The organism is Dactylosporangium darangshiense, from assembly GCF_039537565.1.
In the GTDB taxonomy this organism is placed as follows: Bacteria; Actinomycetota; Actinomycetes; order Mycobacteriales; family Micromonosporaceae; genus Dactylosporangium; species Dactylosporangium darangshiense.
The window spans coordinates 88,541-109,050 of record NZ_BAABAT010000026.1; the positions used below are offsets into that span (position 1 = coordinate 88,541).

The 20,510-nt window shown below is 71.4% G+C and carries 14 protein-coding genes and 2 pseudogenes; 9 read left to right on the top strand and 7 right to left on the bottom strand.

Annotated elements, in window-relative coordinates:
- The first annotated feature begins 100 nt into the window (after positions 1–100).
- The 3 genes from ABD901_RS36305 to ABD901_RS36315 are packed head-to-tail and all read left to right on the top strand — an operon-like array spanning position 101 to position 3,143.
- Positions 101–1,069 (top strand): efflux RND transporter periplasmic adaptor subunit, encoded by a 969-nt coding sequence (locus ABD901_RS36305; RefSeq protein ID WP_345134089.1) that lies wholly within the window; start codon positions 101–103, stop codon positions 1,067–1,069.
- Positions 1,066–1,761, top strand: coding sequence for an ABC transporter ATP-binding protein (locus tag ABD901_RS36310; protein ID WP_345134092.1), 696 nt, complete (start codon positions 1,066–1,068; stop codon positions 1,759–1,761). Before ABD901_RS36305 ends, ABD901_RS36310 begins: the two co-directional genes overlap by 4 nt.
- Positions 1,758–3,143: an ABC transporter permease gene (locus tag ABD901_RS36315; protein WP_345134095.1), complete on the top strand. Its 1,386-nt coding sequence runs from the start codon at positions 1,758–1,760 to the stop codon at positions 3,141–3,143. The genes ABD901_RS36310 and ABD901_RS36315 overlap by 4 nt, the downstream gene beginning before the upstream one ends.
- 326 nt (positions 3,144–3,469) lie before the next feature.
- On the opposite strand, the gene ABD901_RS36320 is transcribed toward ABD901_RS36315, so the two are convergent.
- Together ABD901_RS36320 and ABD901_RS36325 are read right to left on the bottom strand one after the other, a co-directional pair.
- Positions 3,470–5,785, bottom strand: a complete 2,316-nt coding sequence (locus ABD901_RS36320) for an AbfB domain-containing protein (RefSeq protein ID WP_345134099.1) — start codon at positions 5,783–5,785, stop codon at positions 3,470–3,472.
- 165 nt (positions 5,786–5,950) lie between these two features.
- Positions 5,951–8,794, bottom strand: coding sequence for a PQQ-dependent sugar dehydrogenase (locus tag ABD901_RS36325; protein WP_345134102.1), 2,844 nt, complete (start codon positions 8,792–8,794; stop codon positions 5,951–5,953).
- Positions 8,795–9,420: 626 nt separating this feature from the next.
- On the opposite strand from ABD901_RS36325, the gene ABD901_RS36330 reads away from it, so the two are divergent.
- Both ABD901_RS36330 and ABD901_RS36335 read left to right on the top strand, forming a co-directional pair.
- On the top strand, positions 9,421–10,065 hold the full coding sequence (locus ABD901_RS36330) for a DUF6230 family protein (RefSeq protein WP_345134105.1): 645 nt from the start codon (positions 9,421–9,423) through the stop codon (positions 10,063–10,065).
- 67 nt (positions 10,066–10,132) lie between these two features.
- Complete coding sequence (locus ABD901_RS36335; protein ID WP_345134108.1) at positions 10,133–11,623, top strand: DUF6114 domain-containing protein; 1,491 nt, start codon at positions 10,133–10,135, stop codon at positions 11,621–11,623.
- A 42-nt stretch (positions 11,624–11,665) separates the two neighbouring features.
- Here ABD901_RS36335 and ABD901_RS36340 read toward each other — a convergent pair whose 3' ends face one another.
- Positions 11,666–12,739 (bottom strand): CaiB/BaiF CoA transferase family protein, encoded by a 1,074-nt coding sequence (locus tag ABD901_RS36340; RefSeq protein WP_345134111.1) that lies wholly within the window; start codon positions 12,737–12,739, stop codon positions 11,666–11,668.
- A 9-nt stretch (positions 12,740–12,748) separates the two neighbouring features.
- Positions 12,749–14,419 (bottom strand): DUF885 domain-containing protein, encoded by a 1,671-nt coding sequence (locus ABD901_RS36345; protein ID WP_345134114.1) that lies wholly within the window; start codon positions 14,417–14,419, stop codon positions 12,749–12,751.
- A gap of 212 nt (positions 14,420–14,631) precedes the next feature.
- Between ABD901_RS36345 and ABD901_RS36350 the strand changes: the two are divergent.
- Positions 14,632–15,369, top strand: a pseudogene (locus tag ABD901_RS36350) (DMT family transporter); the annotation flags it as partial.
- Positions 15,370–15,453: 84 nt separating this feature from the next.
- Here ABD901_RS36350 and ABD901_RS36355 read toward each other — a convergent pair.
- Positions 15,454–16,740, bottom strand: a pseudogene (locus ABD901_RS36355) (PHP domain-containing protein); the annotation flags it as partial.
- A gap of 313 nt (positions 16,741–17,053) precedes the next feature.
- Entirely contained in the window at positions 17,054–17,497 is a 444-nt protein-coding gene (locus ABD901_RS36360; protein ID WP_345134120.1) for a hypothetical protein, read from the bottom strand.
- Between the two features lie 102 nt (positions 17,498–17,599).
- On the opposite strand from ABD901_RS36360, the gene mtnA reads away from it, so the two are divergent.
- Positions 17,600–18,586 carry an S-methyl-5-thioribose-1-phosphate isomerase gene (gene mtnA, locus ABD901_RS36365; protein ID WP_345134123.1) on the top strand — a complete coding sequence of 329 codons (987 nt, stop codon included), beginning with the start codon at positions 17,600–17,602 and terminating at the stop codon, positions 18,584–18,586.
- On the opposite strand, the gene ABD901_RS36370 is transcribed toward mtnA, so the two are convergent.
- Positions 18,545–19,549: a prephenate dehydrogenase gene (locus tag ABD901_RS36370; RefSeq protein WP_345134126.1), complete on the bottom strand. Its 1,005-nt coding sequence runs from the start codon at positions 19,547–19,549 to the stop codon at positions 18,545–18,547. The two genes, mtnA and ABD901_RS36370, sit on opposite strands and share 42 nt — an antisense overlap.
- A 205-nt stretch (positions 19,550–19,754) precedes the next feature.
- On the opposite strand from ABD901_RS36370, the gene ABD901_RS36375 reads away from it, so the two are divergent.
- Both ABD901_RS36375 and ABD901_RS36380 read left to right on the top strand, forming a co-directional pair.
- Positions 19,755–20,255: a hypothetical protein gene (locus ABD901_RS36375; protein WP_345134130.1), complete on the top strand. Its 501-nt coding sequence runs from the start codon at positions 19,755–19,757 to the stop codon at positions 20,253–20,255.
- A gap of 86 nt (positions 20,256–20,341) precedes the next feature.
- Positions 20,342–20,509, top strand: coding sequence for a hypothetical protein (locus ABD901_RS36380; protein WP_345134133.1), 168 nt, complete (start codon positions 20,342–20,344; stop codon positions 20,507–20,509).
- The last annotated feature ends 1 nt before the right edge of the window (position 20,510 follow it).

Genomic DNA, 20,510 nt, shown 5'->3' on the forward strand with positions numbered 1-20,510 from the left:
TTCTTCCTCACCCTGCCACGGGGCAGCCGTCCACGCCGACCGGCGGTTAACCTTTGGCGAACTTCGATCGGACCGCGAAATCGTCGTTGGGAGTTGCCCGGTGCGAAGATTCCTGCCGTTACTCGCTGTGCTCGGCCTGGCCGCCGGCTGCACCCCGTCCTCCGCCGCGCAGCAGCCGCCGCCGGGCCTGGCCGAGCGGGGCACCGTCATGACCACCGCCAAGCCGACACGGCAGGACCTGACCAACAAGGTCAGCCTCTCCGGCAAGGTCGAGCTGGGCCCCACGTTCGGGCTCGTCGCCCCGATCGACGGCGAGGTGCGCTACCTCGACGTGAAGGCGCCGACCGGCACGCCGACCAAGCCGACGAAGGTGGCCAACATCTGGGTCAACGGCAAGGCGACCGCGGTCGAGGTGCCGGCGGGCGCCGTGTTCGCGGGGCGGCTCGTCGACGACCGCTCGAAGGTGACCGCCGGCATGCCGATCATTTCGGCCCGCCAGGCCGGCTACGGCATCGTCGCCGACATCGACGGCTCCAAGGCATACCAGGTCTCCGACTCGCTGCAGTCGGTCACCGCCCAGATCAAGAACGGCCCCGGCCCGTTCCCGTGCACCGTGCTCGGCACGCTCGCCGCGCTGCCCGGCGGCACGATCCCCGAGCCCAAGGCCCCGGCGGTCAACCCCAGCGCGACCGCGCCGGCGGCGCCGCCGACCCAGGGGCAGCCGCAGCAGCCGTCGGAGTCGACCGGGATGCGGCTGGTCTGCGTCGGCCCGGCCAACACGAAGCTCATCAACGGCGCCGCCGCCACCGTCGAGGTGGTCACCGCGAAGGCCGCCGGCGTGCTGGTGCTGCCCGTCGAGGCGGTCGCCGGCTCGCAGGGCAAGGGCCAGGTCGAGGTGATCAAGGCCGACCAGAGCCGAGAGATCCGCGAGGTGACGCTCGGCCTGACCGACGGCAAGGTCATCGAGATCAAGTCCGGCGTGACCGAGGAGGAGACCGTCGCCGTGCCCGGGCCCAACATCCCGGCCGCGAAGGGCGGCGGCGAAGGTCAGCCCGGGATGGGCAAATGACGCCGATCATCGAGCTCGCCGGGATCACCAAGACCCTCAAGGGCCAGCAGCAGCCGCGCGTCATCCTCGACGGCGTCGACCTCACCGTCGGGGAGGGTGAGAGCGTGGCGATCCTGGGCCGCTCCGGCTCGGGCAAGAGCACGCTGCTGAGCCTCATCGGCCTGTTCGACCGGCCCGACTCGGGCACCTACTTCATGGGCGGCCGCGACCTGGCCCGCATCTCCGAGCGGCGCGCCGCCTCGCTGCGCAGCGCCGAGTTCGGCTTCGTCTTCCAGCGCTTCTTCCTGCTCAAGCACCTCACCGCCGCGCAGAACGTGGCCATGGCGCTGGTCAACGGGCAGGGCTGGTTGCCGCGGCGCAAGCGGCGGGCCCGCACGCTCGAGGCGCTGGACCAGGTCGGCATCGCACACCTCGCGAAGCATCGCCCGGCCCGGCTCTCCGGCGGCGAGCAGCAGCGGGTCGCGATCGCCCGGGCACTGGTGCGCGGGCCGCGGATGCTGCTGGCCGACGAGCCGACCGGCGCCCTGGACACCGAGACGGGCAACCTCGTCATCGAGGTCATGCGGGCCGCCACCGACCGCGGCTGCGGCCTCATCCTCGTCACGCACGACCAGGCGCACGCCGCCAAGATGCAGCGGGTGCTCCGCCTGGAGGACGGCGTCCTGCGCCAGGTGGAGCTGGTGCCGGCATGATCCGTCTCTCCGGCAGGTTCCGCTCCGCACTGATCATCGGCCTGCAGGGCATCCGCGCCCGCAAGATGCGCACGTTCCTGTCGATGATCTCGCTGTTCCTGGGCGTGCTCGCGGTCGTCACCGTGCAGGCCGCCGCCGAGACCGCCCGCACGCTGCAGCTGGCCGACATCGAGCTGCACCTGGGCAAGGACGGCACCCGGACCATCTACGTCCCGCCGATCGGCCAGGCGATGGACGTCACCCGCGAGACGCTCCAGGGCCAGCAGGGCGTGGCGGCGAGCTACACGATGCAGGCGATCATCGGCGAGCCGAAGGTCAAGCCGATCAACCCGGGCGCCTCCCCGCTCGAGCACCCCGAGATGTATGGCGGCGGCTACGGTCCCAACGCGCGGTACGAGATCCGCTGCGACGACACCGGCAACTGCCGCCCGGTGCCGGTCGACGAGTCGGGAGCCGCGCCGCCGGGCGCCGCCATCGAGGTGATGCTCGTCGCGATGGTCAACGACGTTCGCCAGTTCCGGCCGTATCGCCCCGTCTCCGGGACCTGGCTGGACTTCTCGGGCCAGCCTTCCTACTCGCCGCGCATCGTCATCAACAAGGCCGCCGCGGTCGGGTTCAACCGCTACCGCATCCCGGCCGAGATGCGCATCGACGGCGCGACCGCCAACCCGACGCCGCGCATCATCGGCGTCATCGACGACGGCAACGAGCAGCCGATGGCCTACGCCCGCGCCGACGAGATCGGCAACTGGCTGGCCCCGGCCGAGCCCGCCGGCGCCACGGTGCAGCAGGCGGTCGACGGCGGGTCGCCCAAGGAGATGTACATCTCCAGCGGCCCCGGCCTGGAGGTCATGTTCTCGCCGACCGCGGGTGAGACGGAGAGCCTGCTCATCCGCAAGCTCGTCGCCGCCGGCGTGCCGCGCGAGGCCCTCAACGTCAACGTCGTCGACGCCCGCAAGAACATCGAGCAGGAGCTGAAGATCCTGCGCTGGATCTTCCTCGGCATGGCCGGCCTGGTCCTGCTCATCGGCGTCGCCGGCATCCTCAACGTCGGCCTGGCAACGGTCGGCGAGCGCGTCGAGGAGTTCGCCCTGCGCCGCGCGGTCGGCACACCGCGCGTCCTGCTGGCCGGCATCGTGCTCGCCGAGACCCTGCTCACGGGCCTGCTGACCGCGGCCGCCGCGATCGGGGTCGCCGCCGCGGCGCTCGATGTCGGCATCCGCATACTCGGCGACCGCGTGCCGCAGCTGCAGGACATGGGCTTCCCATGGCAGGCCGGCGTCGCCGGCGTGATCGCGGGCCTGGTCGCCGGCCTGCTCGGCGGCTCCATCCCGGCCATGCGCGCCGCCCGAATACCGATCGCCACGGTGATGCGAGCCTAAGAACCTTTCATCGACTCGGGTCCGCGCAACTGACGACCGTTGTTCCCACCAGTCACCGGTCGACGCTGGCGCGTCTCCCTGCCACCTCCGCGGTGCCAAGAGCAAAGAGCCGGCCTCTCGCGAGCGCGAGGGGCCGGCGTCGTAATGGGGAGGCGCCACGGCGGCCCAGGCCCGCTGTGGCGCCGGCCCAGGCGGCACTGCAACGCCCCAGGCCCGCTGTGGCGCCAAGCGCCAGGCGGCGTTACAGAGCGCCCCAGGGGCCGCCGTCTCCCAAGCCAGGCGGTGGCGCTACAGCGGCCTGAGGGCCGCTGTAGCGCCAGCGGGTGTTACGGCGCCCAAGGAGCGTCTACAGACCACGTGGTGTCCTCGACGAAGAGGCCCGAGCCGTCGTAGGCGTTCGGGCCGCCTGGGGTGGCGAGCCACAGTTCTGCGGCGTAGTGGCGCAGGTACTGGCCGGGGAAGTTCCAGGCCGTCAGCCGCACCCCGCCCGAGGCCTGCTGCGCGCACCACGTCGCGTCGGCCTTGAACAGCGCCGAGTTGTCGTTGGCGTCCTTGCGCACCCGGAACGCCTGGTGGCGCAGGTACTGGCCGGGGAAGTTGCGCGACTCGAACGAGTAGCACGAGGAGTCGGCCAGGCCCGGCACGACCCGCCAGGTGGCGTCCTGCTTCAGCAGCGTGCTGCTGTTGGCGTCCACGACCTCGGTATAGCCGAGGCTGTTCTGGTGGCGGATGTACCGGTTGGTGCAGCACGCCGTCGTCGCCCGCAGCGACTTGTAGACCCCCGTCTGCAGCGTCGCAGGGGCGACCGGGTTGCCCGATGCCGCGATGAGTGCCTGGTTGGTGGCCCGCAGGCGGGCGGCGTCGACCTTGACCACCTGCCGGTCGTACGTGAGCAGGCCGTTGCTCTCGTTCTCCACGTCGGTGATCTCGGTGTACACGGAGGCGGACAGGCCCTGCGGCAGCCCGCCGGTGCGCAGCTGCTCGTAGAGGCCGTTGAGCCGGTCGTTGAGCCGCGCGGCGCTGGCCTGGTCCTCGTAGCTGAAGCCGTTGCCCGGCGACCACTCGTGGCCCGACACCCGCAGGCCCAGGCCGCCGAACTCGCCCAGCACCGCGGCGCGGGTGCCCGACGGGCGGGTGGCGCCCGGCCCGACGTAGATGTGGTTGTCCACCACGTCGCCGTTGCCGCCGTCGACCGAGCCGCAGCAGTTCACGCCGCTCATGTTGTTCACCAGCCGCGACGGGTCGTAGGCCTTGACGTCGCCGGCGATGCGGGCCTGGTCGTACTGGCCCCAGCCCTCGTTCTGGTCGACCCACATGACCAGGGCGGGCGAGCTGCGGTGCTGGTCGATGATGCGGTGGAACTCGGCCTCCCACTGGGTGCGGGCCGCCGTCGTGGGCGTCTTGCCGGTCGGCATCGCCGGCATGTCCTGCCACACGAGCAGGCCGAGCTGGTCGGCGGCGTAGAACCAGCGCTGCGGCTCCACCTTGATGTGCTTGCGCACCATGTTGAAGCCCATGGTCTTGTGCGCCTGCAGGTCGGAGCGCAGGGCCGCGTCGGTCGGCGCGGTGTAGATGCCGTCCGGCCAGTACCCCTGGTCCAGCGTCCCGGTCTGGAACACGAACTGCCCGTTGAGCAGGATGCGCAGCTTGCCGTTGACGCTGCCGACGGAGATCGAGCGCATGCCGGCGTAGCTGCCGACCGAGTCCACGACGGTGGAGCCGCTGCGCAGCTCGACCTTCACGTCGTAGAGGAACGGGTCGTCGGGCGTCCAGCGGTGCGCGTTGGGCACGGAGACCGAGAAGGCGGTGCCGGGGCTGCCGCTCGCGGTGCCGACGGTCGTGCCGCCGGTGGAGACGGTGGCGGTCACCGTCTGCCCGGACAGGCCCGTGCCCTGCGCGTTCACCGACAGCGTGTTGTTGGACAGATTGGGCACCAGGTCGACGCGCGTGATGCTGGCCGTCGGCGTGGGCTCCAGCCACACGGTCTGCCAGATGCCGGAGGCGCCGGTGTAGAAGATGCCGCCGCCGGCGTGCGGGAGCACGTCGTTGCGCCGCTGCTTGCCGACTGCCTGGGTGCCGGCGTCCGTCGGGTCGTAGACGCCCACGACGATCGTGTTGGTCCCGCTGCCCAGCAGCGGGGTGATGTCGTAGGTGAAGGCGTCGTAGCCGCCGCTGTGCACCGCGCCGGCCTGCGTGCCGTTGACCCACACCGTGGTCTGCCAGTCGACGGCGCCGAAGTTCAGCTGGACGCGCCGGCCGCTCCAACTGGCGGGGATCGTGAACGTCCGGCGGTACCACATCTTGTCGTTCTCTGTGATCTTCCGCTGAATGCCGGAGAGCGCGGACTCGACCGGGAACGGCACCCGGATCTGCTCGCCGAAGGTGCCCGGCGGCGTCGTCTGCCCGCTGCCGGTGACGGCGAAGTCCCAGATCCCGTTGAGGCTCGCCCAGTCCGCGCGGGTCATCTGCGGTCGCGGGTACTCGGGCAGCGGGTCGGTCGTGGACACCGAGTTGGTCCACGGCGTCGTCATCGGCGGCGTCTTGGGGGTCCAGGCGCCGGCGGGCTGCGCGGAGGCGACCAGCACGCCGGCGGTCGCGAGCAGCGGGGCGAGGGCCAGCGAGACCCGTCTGGAGAGCTTCATGGAGAGACTCCTCGAGGCGTGCCGAAACCGCGGTGGCGGACCGCGGCCGATCCGTGGGGGCGCTCAGCACACCCCCACGGATCGACACATACACTCACGTTCAAACGTGAAGTGTCAAGAGTCACTCATCAATATCCAACAACCTACAGTGGCACGTGCTACTGATCAGGCCCCGATCAGGTCGAACTTCTCCCACGGCCCGATCGCGGTGCGGTTGGCGATGAGCGATCCCGCGCCGTTGTTCTCGGCGGTGACGTACATGCTGTTCACCGTCGCCTGCAGGCTCTCACTGCCGTCGGAGTTGCGGATCAGGTTGAACGTCTCCCACGAGCCGGCCGCCGCGCGGTTGGCCAGCAGCGGGTTGGCGCCCGCGTTCTCGGCGCAGACGTACTGGCTGTTCGACCTCGCCCGCAGCGCGATCTTGCCGCCGCCGAGGTCGATCATGTCGAACTGCTGCGCCGTGCCGATCGTCGAGGAGTTGGCGATCAGCGCGGTCGTCGCGTTCGGCGCCGACACGTACAGGTTGTTCGTCAGCGACCGCAGGCTCACCACCGGGGTGCTCGAGGTGCCGGTGGTGAACGTGAACGCGTCGAGGTCGAACAGGTTGCCCGCGCCGCCCTTGAACACCAGGTACAGCGTGGTGGCCGTGCTCGGCGCGCCGGAGATGTTCGCCGTGACGTTGGCGAACGTGTCCCAGCTGCCGGTCGGGGTCACCGTGGCGGTGCCGAGCAGCGTGCCCGTCGCCGAGCCGGCGCGAACCTCGATCGTGCCGCCGGCGCCGGCCGACGAGACCCGCGCGGTGAACTGCGTGGCGTTGTTGAGCAGGTACGGCGTGAACGACACCCAGTCGTTGTTGTCGATGAAGCCGACCGTCGAGCCGCCCTCGGCCGTGGCGTGGCTGGCGATCTGGACGCCGCCGGACTGGGCGCCGAAGTGCTCGCCCTGGCGGTGGCGCGGCTGCAGCGTCGAGATGCCGTGGCCGGTCAGACCGCCGTTGTCGGTGTAGGAGGCGTCGAAGATGCCGAAGATGTTCGCCGCGGCGTCGTGCTCACCGTCGACCGGCACCGTGATGGAGCCGGTGCAGCCGGTCTTCGACGTGATCTGGTGCGAGTGCTGGTCGTGGCCGAGGAAGTACGTGACCGTCACTCTCGAGCAGTCGATCGTGCCGTCCTCGGGGTCGGTCACCGTCACGTTGAACGGCACCGTGTCGCCGAAGCTGAACAGCTGGCCGTTGGCGGGCAGGTTCAGCTTCACCGTCGGCGTCGTGTTGCCCACCGTGATGACCGTGCTCGCCGAGCCGGTGAGGCCCTGCGGGTCCTTCACCGTCAGCGTCGGGGTCTTCGTGCCGTTCGTGGTGTAGGTGAACGACGGGTTGGCGGCGGTCGAGTCGGTCGTACCGTTGCCGTCGAAGTCCCAGGCGTAGGTCAGCGCCCCGCCCTCGGGGTCGGAGCTGCCCGCCGAGGAGAAGTTCACCGTCAGCGGGTTGGGCCCGGAGGTCTTGTCCGGGGTGATCTTCGCGATCGGGGCGCGGTTGCCGCCGCCGATGTACTCCACGCGGTACAGCGCCTGGTTGTTCGACCCGGTGCCGTAGTCGAGCACGTAGAGCGCGCCGTCGGGGCCGAAGGCCATGTCCATGACCTGCGTGCCCGCCCACGGGAAGGTCGAGATCTCGCCCGGCGAGCCGTCGGCGTTGATCTTGACCGGCTTGATCCACTTGCGCCCGTACTCGCCGGCGAAGAAGTTGCCGTCCAGCGTCTGCGGGAACTTCACCGCCGAGTTGAGCGAGGCGTTGTAGCGGTACACCGGGCCGCCCATCGGCGACTCGGAGCCGCCGCCGAACTCCGGCGGGCTGCCGGCGTCGCCGCCGTAGCGGATCCAGCTCGCCTTGGCGGCGGGCAGGGTGGTCAGGCCCGTGTTGCGGAACGAGTTGTTCGTCGGGCCGCCGGCGCAGTTGTACTTCGGGCCGGTCACGTTGGCCGCGAAGTCCCACTCGTTGTAGGTCTCCGACGTGGTGTTCGTGCCGGTGCAGTACGGCCAGCCGTAGAAGCCCGGCCCGGTGACCCGGTCGAACTCGACCTGGCCGTTGGGGCCGCGGTTCGGGTCCGTGACGCCGGCGTCGGGGCCGTAGTCGCCGAGGTACACGACGCCGGTCGGCTTGTCGACGCTCATCCGGAACGGGTTGCGGAAGCCCATCGCGTAGATCTCCGGGCGGGTCTTCGCGGTGCCCGGCGCGAACATGTTGCCGGCCGGGATGGAGTACGTCCCGTCGGTGTTCGGGTGGATCCGCAGCAGCTTGCCGCGCAGGTCGTTGGAGTTGGCCGCGGAGCGCTGCGCGTCGTACTGCGGGTTGCGGTTGGTCCGCTCGTCGATCGGCGCGTAGGAGGCCGACTCGAACGGGTTGGTGTCGTCACCGGTCGTCAGGTACAGGTTGCCCTGCGCGTCGAAGTCGATGTCGCCGCCGACGTGGCAGCACAGGCCGCGGTCGTTGTCGACGGTCAGGACGACCTTCTCGCTGGCGAGGTCCAGCGTGTTGTCCGACTTCACGGTGAACCGGGACAGGTTGAGGTGGCCCTTCCACGCGTTGAAGTCGGCGGTGGTACCCGTGGCGGGCGCGTCGCCGGACGGCGTGGACAGAGTCGGCGAGTAGTACAGCCACACCCACCGGTTGGTGGCGAAGCCGGGGTCGACGGCGACGCCCTGCAGCCCCTCCTCGTCGTGGGTGTACACGGAGAGCTTGGCGGCGACCTTCGTGTTGCCCGCGGCGTCGGTGACGCGGACTGTGCCGTCCCGGGCGGTGTGGATCACCGTGCGGTCGGGCATGACCGCCAGGGACATAGCCTCGCCGAGCTCGGCGCTGCCCAGGGCCAGCTGTACGTGCTGATAGTCGCTGGCCGGCAGGGTGATCGCGGTGGCGGCGGGCGCATTGGCCACGGCCGCCACGACGGTGCTGCCGGCGGCGAGGCCGGCTGCGGTCAGCAGCCGTCTCCACCGGCGCGGGGATGGTGCCATTGCGGGTGTCCTTCCTGAGCTGATGGGGATCCAGCCAGGCAAGACGCGCGCCGACCGCGCTTGCGATGAGCAGCCGCTGGACGCAGGGCGCCGACCCTCTGTCGCGCGGTGACTAACGTTTCGGGCGGATGGCGGCCACCCTCGTTAGTTACGCGTGTTAACTAACCACCGGGCGCGCCAACTGCGCAATGCCGAGTTTTTCGAGATGCGGGCTTTGCGGTGTTTGTGGGCAAACTCATGAGGCTCTATCTTCAGAAAAGAACCTCCGGAGTTTGTCGTTACGAAACCGTGATACATCCCTTGATCGGCTACCTGTGGTAGTCGTCACAGCGGGGGTCTGTCCGGATTGCACGGCTTTGATGGCGAGTCACCCCGCCGAAACGTCCCCGTAACCGACTACGGAGCGTATGAAATTCTCCACTAGCGGGTTACCGGCCAGTAACGACCGGCCTTGTACGCGCGCGAGGGACCCGGCAACATCTTGCGCACGCCCCGACCCGGCCTTTGGAACACCTCTGGAAGGTCCGCCCCGGCAGCCGCCAGAGGCCGGTCCCGGCAGCGCCATGCGAGCGCCCGCACGGCAGGAGCGCCGCACCATTAGCACCCCGCGACAAGAGGAGCCCTACGTGTCCGTAGCTCAGGGCAGCGCGGTGAAGGGCCGCACGCGATGGAAGCGTTTCGCTACCGTCATCGTGCCGGCCAGCTTCATCGCCGGCGCCATCGTCTTCGGCCAGGCCACCGGCGCCATCGCCGCGTCGTTCAACGTGTCCGGCAGTCAGTTCAAGGTGTCCGCCGACAAGCTCGTGGGCACCGGCTTCGTCCAGTACGGTGGCATGGCCTCGGAGAAGGGCGCCAACCCCGCCAACCCGGCCGACCCCAAGAACCACCTGGTCGCCGTCTCCGGCATCGCCAGCGCGAAGCTGTACAACCTGTGCCAGTCGGTGAAGGTGCCCGGCCTGCCGGCCTCCATGGTCATCCACGCCGGTAAGGACCCGAACAACCCGGCCGAGGCCACCAACCTGCTGATCGACCTGTCCTCGCTCAAGGGCGACGCGACGTTCGACAACATCCAGATCGGCATCGACGCGTCCGACCTGACCAAGGGCGGCCCGAACGCGAAGGGCATGCAGGGCGGCTTCGCCCAGCAGGCGGACGGCGTCGTGATCACCAACCTCAAGCAGGTCGCCTGGTCGACCACCGCCGGCACGTTCAAGCTGAGCGGCCTCGACCTGAGCGTCTCCACGGGTGCGAACCCGGAGGAGTGCTTCTAACCGCAACGCCAGGGCCCGCGGGTGGCAAACCCGCGGGCTTCCTGTTGTTACCGACCTGGAGGACGCAGTGACCACCTCGCACGCCGCGCACGCGAAAGACCGTGCGACCTTCGGTGGGTGGCGCGCCCAACGGCCGTTCTGGGGCGGGCTCTTCCTGATCCTGTCGGGGCTGGAGCTCTTCCTCAGCGGCAACCTGCACCTGGCGCTGGAGATCCACTTCGGCCCGACCGGCTTCCTGTCCTACGTCCTGCCGCTGATGATGCTGCTCTGTGGTGGCCTGAGCTGGCTCACCCCTCAGCAGCGCCTCTTCTACGGCATCCTCGGCACCGTCGTCGCGCTGTACTCGCTGATCGGCCTCAACCTCGGCGGGTTCTTCCTCGGCACGGTCCTGGGCCTCGTCGGCGGCGGCCTCACGGCCGCCTGGTCGCCGGGCGCTGCGCCCGAGCCCACCGAGGAGGAGCCGGACGGGCCGCCCGGCCCGGCCGAGGAGCCCTACTACGAGGACACCCGCCTCGACGACATCCTCGCCGAGGAGACCGTCGAGCGCCCGAGCTCCGGCGTGCTGACCGACGAACTGCCGACCACGCAGGTCAGTCCCCTGCACCCGGGCGTCCGGCCGTACGGCGGCGGCATGTACGAAGGGGGCGGTGCGGGCAGCGCCGATGACCAGCTCCCCCCAGCGGAAGGCCCGGGTGACCTGCCCAAGCGGCGTCACCTGGGCCCGATGCTGATGGCGATCGTCGCGACCGCCGCGGTCGTGGGCGCGGCCAACCACACCGGCGCGGCCTACGCCGCGCCGACCACGTGCGGCTCGGCCGCGCCGGCCAAGTCCGCGTCCGCGACGGCCACCGGCGCGCCCGCGACCGAAACCACCACCCCGGCCGCGAGCCCGACGCCGACGCCGACGCCGACCGCGGAGGAGAAGTCCGGGGGCCTCCTGGGCTGGCTCGGCAACCTCTTCAACGGCGGCGCGAAGACGGAAGAGCAGACCGCGCAGGCCACGCCGGAGGCCAGCGCCACCACCGGCGCCCCGGCGCAGACCACCAGCGCGCCGGCGACCAAGCCGGCGGCGAGCCATTCGGCGGGCTGCGCGACCGCGACCGCGTCGCCGACCCCGAACAACAAGAAGGCCCAGGTCGCCGCCGGCCAGCCCTTCGTCGCCAAGCAGCCGTCGATCCTCAAGGCCGATGTGATGACGATGGAGGGGCTGACCTACGACGGCGTCGCCGAGCTGCCCCACAAGGACGGCACGACGGTGAAGGTCCTGGCCTTCACGATGAAGAACTCGGTCTCCACCCCGTTCGAGCTCGACACCCCGGGCGCCGGGACGCTGCTGCTCACCAAGAGCAGCAAGCTGACGGTCGAGGGCGACGTGAAGTTCTACACCACGAGCTTCTCGGCCAACGTGCTCGGCCTGCTGCCGCTCACGTTCACCCCGTCGTTCCCGCCGCCGGCGATCCCCCTGCCCGGCTTCTACACGGCCTGCACGATCGAACTGGTCTACGTCCAGTCGAACGTCCTGACCGCCCCGAACATGACCATCGCGTACGCCGGCTGAGCCGTTCGGCGGATAAGCCCGGATCCGGTCACGGATCCGGGCTTATTCATTGAGGTCCGGCGGCGCCAGGCGGTACGTCACCGGCGTTTCCGACAGCGAGATGGGCGAGGCGATCGAGCGCCGTCCACCGAGCTCCACGACCGGCCCGAGCCCGAGCCGCTCCGCGAGCGCGATCGCCTCGGCAACCGTGTTCACCGCCCCGCAGGGCACACCCGCAGCGGTCAGTTCGGCCACCCAGTGCGCGACCGGCGCCGTGCCGAGCACGGCCTCCAGGACGTTGGCGAGCGCCGCCCGGTGCGCGACGCGCCCGGCGTTGGTGTCGAACCGCTCGTCGGGCGCGAGGCCGAGCGCCGCGGCCAGCCGCGCGAACTGCGCGTCGTTGCCGACGGCCAGGACCAGGTCGCCGTCGGCCGCGGCGTAGGTCTCGTAGGGCGCGATGCTCGGGTGCCGGTTGCCCATACGCCCGGGCACGACGCCGGCGTTGAGCACGGCCGAGGCCTGGTTCACCAGCCCGGACAGCAGCGCGCCCAGGAGGCTCACCTCGACGCGCTGGCCGCGGCCGGTGCGCTCCCTGGCGTACAACGCGGCCAGAATGCCGGCGGTGAGCTGCTGCCCGGCGAGCACGTCGACGAGCGCAACGCCCACCTTGGTCGGCGGGCCGTCCGGCGCGCCCGTGATGGACATGAGGCCGCCGAGGGCCTGCACCAGGAAGTCGTACCCCGGAGCCGGCGCCGCCCGCCCGAAGCCCGTCACGCTGGCGTAGACCAGGCGCGGGCACGCCGGGCGCAGCTGCTCGTAGCCGAGGCCGAAGCGCTCCATCGTGCCCGGCGCGAAGTTCTCCACCAGGATGTCGGCCCGGCGGGCCAGCGCCAGCGCCTCGGGCGAGGCCAGGTCGAGGGCGGCGCCGCGCTTGTTGCGGTTGACCGACAGGTAGTACGTCGACGTGCCGTCCGGCGCGTGCGGCGGCCCCCAGGCGCGCGTGTCGTCGCCGACGCCGGGCCGCTCCACCTTGACCACGTCGGCGCCGAGGTCGCCGAGCGTCATGGTGGCCAGCGGCCCGGCCAGCACGCGCGAGAAGTCCGCGACGAGCAGCCCGGCGAGCGGGCCGTCGTTCACGCCGGGCCCTTACAGCCGGGCCAGGGCGGCCTGCAGCGGGTCGAGACCCAGGGAGCCGAGGTTGAGCGCGTCGCGGTGGAAGGCCTTGAGGTCGAACGCGGAGCCCTTGCGGGCGTGTGCGTCGGCGCGGGCCGCGAGCCAGGCGCGCTCGCCGAGCTTGTACGACGGGGCCTGGCCGGGCCAGCCGAGATACCGGTTGAGCTCGAAACGCAGGCTCTTGTCCTCCACGCGGCAGTGCGCGCGCAGGAACTCCCAGCCGAGCTCCGGCGTCCAGCGCTCGCCCGGCGCGAAGCCGAACGGGTTGTCGCGCGGGATCTCGAGCTCCAGGTGCATGCCGATGTCGACGATCACGCGGGTGGCGCGGAACGCCTGGCCGTCGAGCATGCCGAGCCGGTCGCCGGGGTCGGAGAGATACCCCAGCTCGTCCATCAGCCGCTCGGCGTAGAGCGCCCAGCCCTCGCCGTGCCCGGACGACCACGCGAGCACCCGGCGCCAGCGGTTGAGCAGCTCGGCGCGCACGTAGGTCTGGGCGATCTGCAGGTGATGGCCGGGGACGCCCTCGTGGTACACCGTGGTGACCTCGCGCCACGTCGAGAAGCTGTCCACGCCCTGCGGCACCGCCCACCACATGCGTCCCGGGCGGCTGAAGTCCTCGCTCGGCCCGGTGTAGTAGATGCCGCCGTCCGACGTCGGCGCGAGCATGCACTCGATCGCGCGCACCTGCTCCGGGATGTCGAAGTGCCGGCCGTTGAGCTCCTGCACGGTGGCGTCGGCGAGCTGCTGCATCCAGTCGCGGAACGCGTCCTTGCCGCGGATCGTGCGGGTCGGGTCGGCGTCCAGCGCGGCGACCGCCTCGTCGACCGTCCCGCCGGGCACGATCTTGTCCGCGACCGTGCGCATCTCCGACTCGAGGCGGGCGAGCTCGTCGAAGCCCCAGGCGTAGGCCTCGTCGAGGTCGACGGTCGCGCCCAGGAAGTAGCGGGAGGCGAGCTGGTAGCGCTCGCGCCCGGCGGCCTCCTTCGGCCGGCCGATCGGCGCCAGCTCCCGGCGCAGGAACTCGCCGGTCTCCACCGTCGCGGCGCGGGCGGCCTCGGCGGCGCGGCCGAGCTCCGCGGCGAGCGCCGAGCCCCCACCGCGCACGCGCGCGGCGAGGTCGGGGTAGAAGTTGTCGCCCTCGAGGTCGGCCCAGACCTCGCACTGCTTGGCCACCTCGACGATCTGCTTGGCCGGCGCGACGTTGCCGCGCTGGGCCTCGTACATCAGCGTCTGGCGCCACTGCGCGAGCGCGGTGGGCACGGCGACGAGGCGCTCGCGGATGTCGTTCGCCGCCTGCTCGCCCTCGGTCGGCATGAGGTCGAACGAGCTCCGCACGCCGTGCAGCGGGCTGGAGATCACGTTGACGTCGCTGGTGAGGTCGCCGGCCTCGTACCGCTCCAGGGCCAGCCCCAGGCGCTCCTGCATGGCCTCCTTGGCGACCCGCTCGGTCTCGGTGGCCGGGGTCTCGGCGTCGAGCGCGGCGAGCGCCTGCCGGTCGAGGTCCGCGAGCGCGGCGAAGCCGTCGGGGGAGAGGTCGGTCAGCCGGTCGTCGTGGCCGGCAATGCCGACGAAGGTCGCCCCGATCGGGTCGAGGGGCGCCCACTGCTCGACATACCTGTTGGCGATGTCATCGATAGAACCCACCCGCCGAACCCTACTTCACCGGGGCGGCCGCCGCGGTACACCCGCAGGCCAATTCACAACGGGTGGCCCGGCGGGGCCCTTCAGGTCCGATACCCGCGCGACAGGGTGACCGCGCCCAGTGCAGAGTAAGGGCCATGACGAGCCCCGCTCCTGACGCCAAGCGCTGGCTGCCGGCCTTTGCCGCGGTCGCCCTCATCTGGGGCACCAGTTTCATGTTCATCAAGGACGCGCTGGTGGGGCTGGCGCCGGTGTACATCGCCCTCTTCCGCATCGCGCTGGGCGCGCTGACGCTGCTCGTCCTGCTGGGCGTGCGCCGCATCGGGCTGCCGCGCGGTCTGCGGCTGTGGGGCCACCTGTTCCTGTTCTCGCTGTTCGCCGCGACCGTGCCGTTCACCCTGTTCGGCTACGCGGAGCAGCGCGTGCCGTCGGTGCTCGCCGGCATCTGGAACGGCACCGCCCCGCTGACCACCCTCCTGGTCACCCTGGTCGCGGTCCGTTCACAGCGCCCGAGCCGGCGCCAGATTGCCGGACTGCTGACTGGTTTCGCGGGTGTACTCGTAGTGCTCGGCGTCTGGAACGGTGTCGGCGGTAGCTCGCTTTCCGGCCAGCTCATGCTGCTGTGCGCCGTGACCTGCTACGGCATCGCGTTCAACTACACCCGCTGGCTGATGCAGCACTACGACATCTCGCCGTTTCAGCTCTCCGCCGGCCAGCTCATCATGTCCACGCTGCACCTCGTCATCGCGGCCCCGATCATCGCCGGCCTGCCCCCGTCCCCGCTGGACCTGGGCCCGCGCGTGTGGCTCGGCGTCCTCGCCCTGGGCGTCTTCGGCACCGGCATCGCGTTCGCGCTCAACTACCACGTCGTGCAGACCGCGGGCATCACGACGGGCTCCATGGTCACGTACTTCCCGCCGTTCGTCGCCGCGATCGCCGGCGTCGCCTTCCTCGGCGAGCACCTCACCTGGCACCAGCCCGTCGGCGGCCTCGTCGTCCTGCTCGGCGTCGGCGTCTCCCAGGGCCTACTCGTGCGACGCCGCCCACGCCACGAGGTCCTTCGCCCCCATGGTGTTGACGATGCGGTCGGCCGGCACCCCGCAGGCGACGGCCCGGGAGCACCCGTTGGACAGCCAGTCGAGCTGCCCGGGCGCGTGAGCGTCGGTGTCGATGGCGAAGCGACAGCCGGCCTCCAGCGCCACCCGTAGCAGCCGCTTCGGCGGATCGAGCCGCTCGGGCCGGGAGTTGATCTCGATCGCCTTGTCGTGCTCGACGGCGGCCTTGAACACGGCCTCCGCATCGAACCGGCTCTCCGGCCGTGTCCCACGCCCACCGGTAATGAGCCGCCCCGTGCAGTGCCCGAGAATGTCGAGGTGCGGGTTCCCGAGCGCCCGCACCATCCGCCGCGTCATGACATCGGGCTCGTCCTTGAGGTTGCTGTGCACCGACCCGACCACCACGTCGAGCCGCTCCAGCAGCTCGTCGGTCTGATCGAGCGCCCCGTCCGCGAGGATGTCGACCTCGATCCCGGTGAGGATCCGAAACTCCATCCCCAGCCCTTCGAACCCCGCGTTGATCTCCGCAACGACGTCGAGCTGCTCGGCCAGCCTCTCCGCCGACAGCCCACGCGCAACGGTGAGCCGCGGCGAGTGATCCGTGAGCACGAGGTACTCGTGCCCGATCTGCGCCGCGGCCAGGGCCATCTCGTCGATCGGCGACCCGCCGTCGGACCAGTCGGAGTGCGCGTGGCAGTCCCCTTTGAGCGCGGCCAGCAGCGCCGCGGTGGCTTCGTCGAGGTCCTGCCCGGCGGTGGCTTCGAGCCTGCGCAGGTACACGGGCTCCTCCCCGGCCAGCGACTCGACCACGCATCGCGCCGTGACGTCGCCTACGCCAGGCAGTTCCGTCAGCGTCCCGGCCCGCGCTCTCGCCTCGAGCTCGCCCTCTGGCAGCTTGGCCAGCTTGGTCGCGGCCCCTCGGAACGCTCGGACGCGATAGGTCGCTTCATGGGCCCGCTCGAGCAGGAACGCGATGCGACGCAGATCGGCCAACGGATCACGCGCTGACGCCATGCGCACCACGCTATCGGGTCTCGCCCTCCACCACCGCGCCGCGTTGCGCCCGTGCCGCGTCGCGCCCGTGCCGCGCCGTGCCACGTCCGTGCCTGCTGCGCCGATGCCGCGCTGCGCTGTGCCGCGTCCGTGCCCGCTGTGCCGTGCCGCGTCCGTGCCGCGTCCGCGCCGTGCCGTGCCGCGTCCGCGCGGTGCCGCGGGCATCTCTCGGCGCCTTGTCCTGCATGGCGGCGACTGGAACGCAGGCACCGCCATCGCGGCCGGCTGGGCCCGCTTCGGTCGGCCCGTGCGTCCCTGCGACGGGAAGGCGGCCGAATCGGACCGCTGGCCGGAATAACATGAAATATCGGATAAGTCCGGACGCGCCAGCGTCTGGACTTATCTGCGGCCGGTCAGGAGTCGAGCTGGCCGACCAGACGCGCAGACGCGGAAACCGAGCCGATCAGCAGAGCCGAGGCGGGCCGCTGGGGGAGTGCAGAGCGGCGCCGGTCAAGAACGACGAACCAGCCAAGGCAGGGCAGGGAGCGCGGAGTCGTCCCGGTCGGGGGCTGCGAGACGGGCGGCGTGGTCAGGAGTGGGAGGCGCGCTGGGGTTGCGGTGCGAGTACCGTTCGCGTGCGGGTCAGCGTTGCGAACGGGTTGGCGAACTGCAGCACGAACGTGCCGAACTCCGCGCCCGGGAGGCACTGGATGATGAGGAGCTGGTCGCCGCGGCGCACGTCCCAGAAAGAGTCGCCGTGCGGGCCCGCCGTGATGATGCCTGAGATGTGCAGGGCGTGGCTGCGAGGCAGTGGCGGGGCCTCCGAGCGCGGGGCGATCCGGATCGACGAGATGGACGCTACCGGGACCTCGATGCGGTCGCGGCGGGTCCACCAGCGGTCCAGGCCCTGCGGCTCGATGACGAGCGCGCTGTCCGTGACGGTCAGCTGGATATTGGTCGGAACCTTCATCAACGCGAGCAGGCTCGCGGCCAGTAGGAACGGGACCGCCGCGAGCACCAGTGCGGAGCTCATGAAAACCGAATGTACGCGCGTCGACGTCGACCGTTGGCGCTTTCGTAAAACGGTTCGGGTATGCGACCGAACGGACGAATTCCAACGGGGCGGGAGGCATTGATGCGCACCATTGACTGGATTGACGGGGCGGTGGTCATCGTCGACCAGACGAGGTTGCCGGGCGAGACCGTGTACCTGCGGCTGGAGAGCGTTGACGAGCTGGTCGCGGCCATTCAGCGGCTCGCGGTGCGCGGTGCGCCGGCGCTCGGGGTCGCCGGTGCGCTCGGGGTGGCGCTCGCCGCCGCCGGGCACGAGGGGGCGCAGGAGCAGGCTCATGCGGTACACCTCCTGGAAACGGCGAGACCGACGGCGGTCAACCTGGCCCGCGGCGCGCGGCGGGTCGCGGCGCTGTTGCCCTCCTTCGATGCGTGCCTCGCCGAGGCGTTGCGCATCCGGGACGAGGAAATCGCGAGCTCGGCGGAAATGGCGCGGCGGGGCGCGGATCTCGTGGAACGGCTGTGCGGGCCGGGCGTGCGGCTGCTGACCCACTGCAACACCGGCGGGCTGTGCACCGTGGTCGACGGCACGGCGCTCGCGGTGGTGTTCGAGCTGCACCGGCGCGGGAAGCTGGCCGGTGTCGTGGCCAGCGAGACGCGGCCGCTGCTGCAAGGGGCCCGGCTGACCACGTGGGAGCTGGCGCGGGAGGGCGTTCCGCATCGACTGGCGGTCGACTCGGCCGGGCCGTTCCTGATGGCGCGCGGCGAGGTCGACGCGGTGATCCTGGGCGCGGATCGCATCTGCGCCAACGGCGATGTGGTGAACAAGATCGGCACCTACGCGCACGCGCTCGGCGCGCGGGCGGCCGGCATTCCGTTCATCTGCGTCGCGCCGGAGTCGACCGTGGACCTCGCGACGGCGTCGGGGGCCGACGTGGAGATCGAGGACCGCGGCGCGGCCGAGGTCGCGGGGCACGGCGCGCCGGACGGTACGGCGGCGGTCAACCCGGCGTTCGACGTCACGCCGGCGGAGCTGGTCACCGCCGTGGTGACCGACGAGCGGGTGTTCTCAGGCCGGGCGGACGGCGCGAACGGTCCTGCGGTCGGCTGACACCGACTCGATCCAGCCGCCGACCCGGCCCAGGCGCAGCAGGACGTCGGCGCGCGCGGGCAGGTCGGCGGACTCGCCGGGCTGCGGCGGCCAGGCCAGGCGCGCGTTGTGGCCGGGGGTGAGCCACGGGGTCAGCGCGCCGATCGGGTCGGCGCCGTCGAGGGCGGCGCGGGCGGCGTTGAGGTCGGCGAGCACCGTGTCCAGCGCGCGGCCGACGGCGGGTGCGTTGCCGCCGCACATCGCCGCGGTGAGGTCGGGGCGCGACGCGGCGACCCGGGTGCCGTCGCGGAACGAGCCCGCGCCGAGCGTGCCGGCGAGCGGGTCGCTGGAGATGAGCGCGGCGACGGCGGCGGCGACGAGGTGCGGCACGTGCGAGATGGCGGCGACGGCGGCGTCGTGCTCGTCGGGCGTCGCCGGCACGACCCGCGCGCCGAGGCCGGTGACGAGCGCGGCGAGCTCCACCCAGTCGCGCAGGCCGGCGCCGTCCTCGCCGAGGCACAGCACCCACGCGCAGCCGTTGAACAGCCGCGGGTCGGCGGCGGTGAAGCCGGACGTCTCGCGGCCGGCCATCGGGTGCCCGCCGATGAACGTGGCCAGCGACTGGCCGCCGGTGCGCAGGCGGTCGGCGGCGAGGTCGCGCACCGGGCCCTTGACCGAGGTGACGTCGGTGACGACGCCGACGTACGCGAGCGAGGCCAGCTCGTCGAAGACCGACCCGACGGCGGGCAGCGGCACCGCGACGACGGCGAGCTCGGCGTCGCGCACCGCGTCGGCGATCGAGGCGGTCACGTGCCAGCGCGCGTTGGCCGGGGCCTGCGCGGCGGCGGTGCGCGCGGTGGCGCGCGTCGCCGGGTCTGCGTCGTAGCCGGTGACCCTGTGCCCCTGCACCGCGAGCGCCCGCAGGACCGATCCGCCGATCAGGCCGAGCCCGATCACCGCCACGTTCAACGTCGCATCACGCACTGCGGAACTCTCGCACATCGCCCGGTCACCCGTTCGGCTTGGTACGGCCGCCGAACGACTTGCATGGACACATTCCGGCCGATTCCAGCAATTACGTGTGGTCATGGTGCCGTGAATACGATTTATCCCCGTTTGCGACGAGGGCGAGCCGGAAGCGGCTCACGGTCTTCGGCCGAGCCCTCGGGCTAAGCTGCATGATGTGGCAGTGAGCGAGTCGCACGAGTCGCGGTGGACCGAGCCGGGCAGTCCGGCCGGCGCCCAGACGGCGCGCCAGCCGTGGCCGGGCGCCATGGGCCCGCCCGTCGTCGGCCCGCCACCCCGCCTGAGCGCCGCCCGGCCGCCGACGCCGGCCGCCACGATGGGCGAGTGGCAGGGCGCGCTGCGACCGCCGGTCTTCCGGGTCAACAATCCCCGGCCGACCTACCGCGAGGCCCTGCCCGTCCGCGGCCAGATGCTCGCCGCCGGCGCCGCGGCCGGCGCGGGCTGGATGCTGCTGTTCGGGCTCATGATGACCGGTTCCGCCCGGGGGTACGTCTGGATCACCCTCATCGCCGGGATCCTCGCCTGGGCGGCCGCCGCGATCCTCGCCCGCTTCGGCGATCGAGGCGTCGCCGTGGGAGTCGCGGGGTCCAGCGGCGTCGCGGTGGCGATCGCCGGGATCGTGGTGGCGTACAACCTTGCGGGCGGCACGTGGCTGCTCTGGTGACATGTGCCGGGCACGCAAAGTAGCCGTTCGTCGGAGTTTGTTCCGCACTCTTGACGTGGATTGCGGCGAGGATCACCCTCAGCCTCATGGCTTTGAGGCTGCAGCGGCTCGACCCCGAGCGGCGTCGCCGGCGGCTCGCGCTGCTGGTCGAACTCGCGGACGCGAAATCGTTCCGCGAGCGGCTCCATCCGCGGCGGCTGCGCGCCGACCGCCTGCGCGAGCTGATCGCAAGCCGTCGGCGACTCGCCGACTGAA

Coding starts and splice junctions, on each gene's coding strand:
- ABD901_RS36310 (WP_345134092.1), top strand. CDS start 1,066: ATGACGCCGATCATCGAGCTCGCCGGGATCACCAAGACCCTCAAGGGC.
- ABD901_RS36315 (WP_345134095.1), top strand. CDS start 1,758: ATGATCCGTCTCTCCGGCAGGTTCCGCTCCGCACTGATCATCGGCCTG.
- ABD901_RS36320 (WP_345134099.1), bottom strand. CDS start 5,785: ATGAAGCTCTCCAGACGGGTCTCGCTGGCCCTCGCCCCGCTGCTCGCG.
- ABD901_RS36325 (WP_345134102.1), bottom strand. CDS start 8,794: ATGGCACCATCCCCGCGCCGGTGGAGACGGCTGCTGACCGCAGCCGGC.
- ABD901_RS36360 (WP_345134120.1), bottom strand. CDS start 17,497: ATGAGCTCCGCACTGGTGCTCGCGGCGGTCCCGTTCCTACTGGCCGCG.
- mtnA (WP_345134123.1), top strand. CDS start 17,600: ATGCGCACCATTGACTGGATTGACGGGGCGGTGGTCATCGTCGACCAG.
- ABD901_RS36380 (WP_345134133.1), top strand. CDS start 20,342: ATGGCTTTGAGGCTGCAGCGGCTCGACCCCGAGCGGCGTCGCCGGCGG.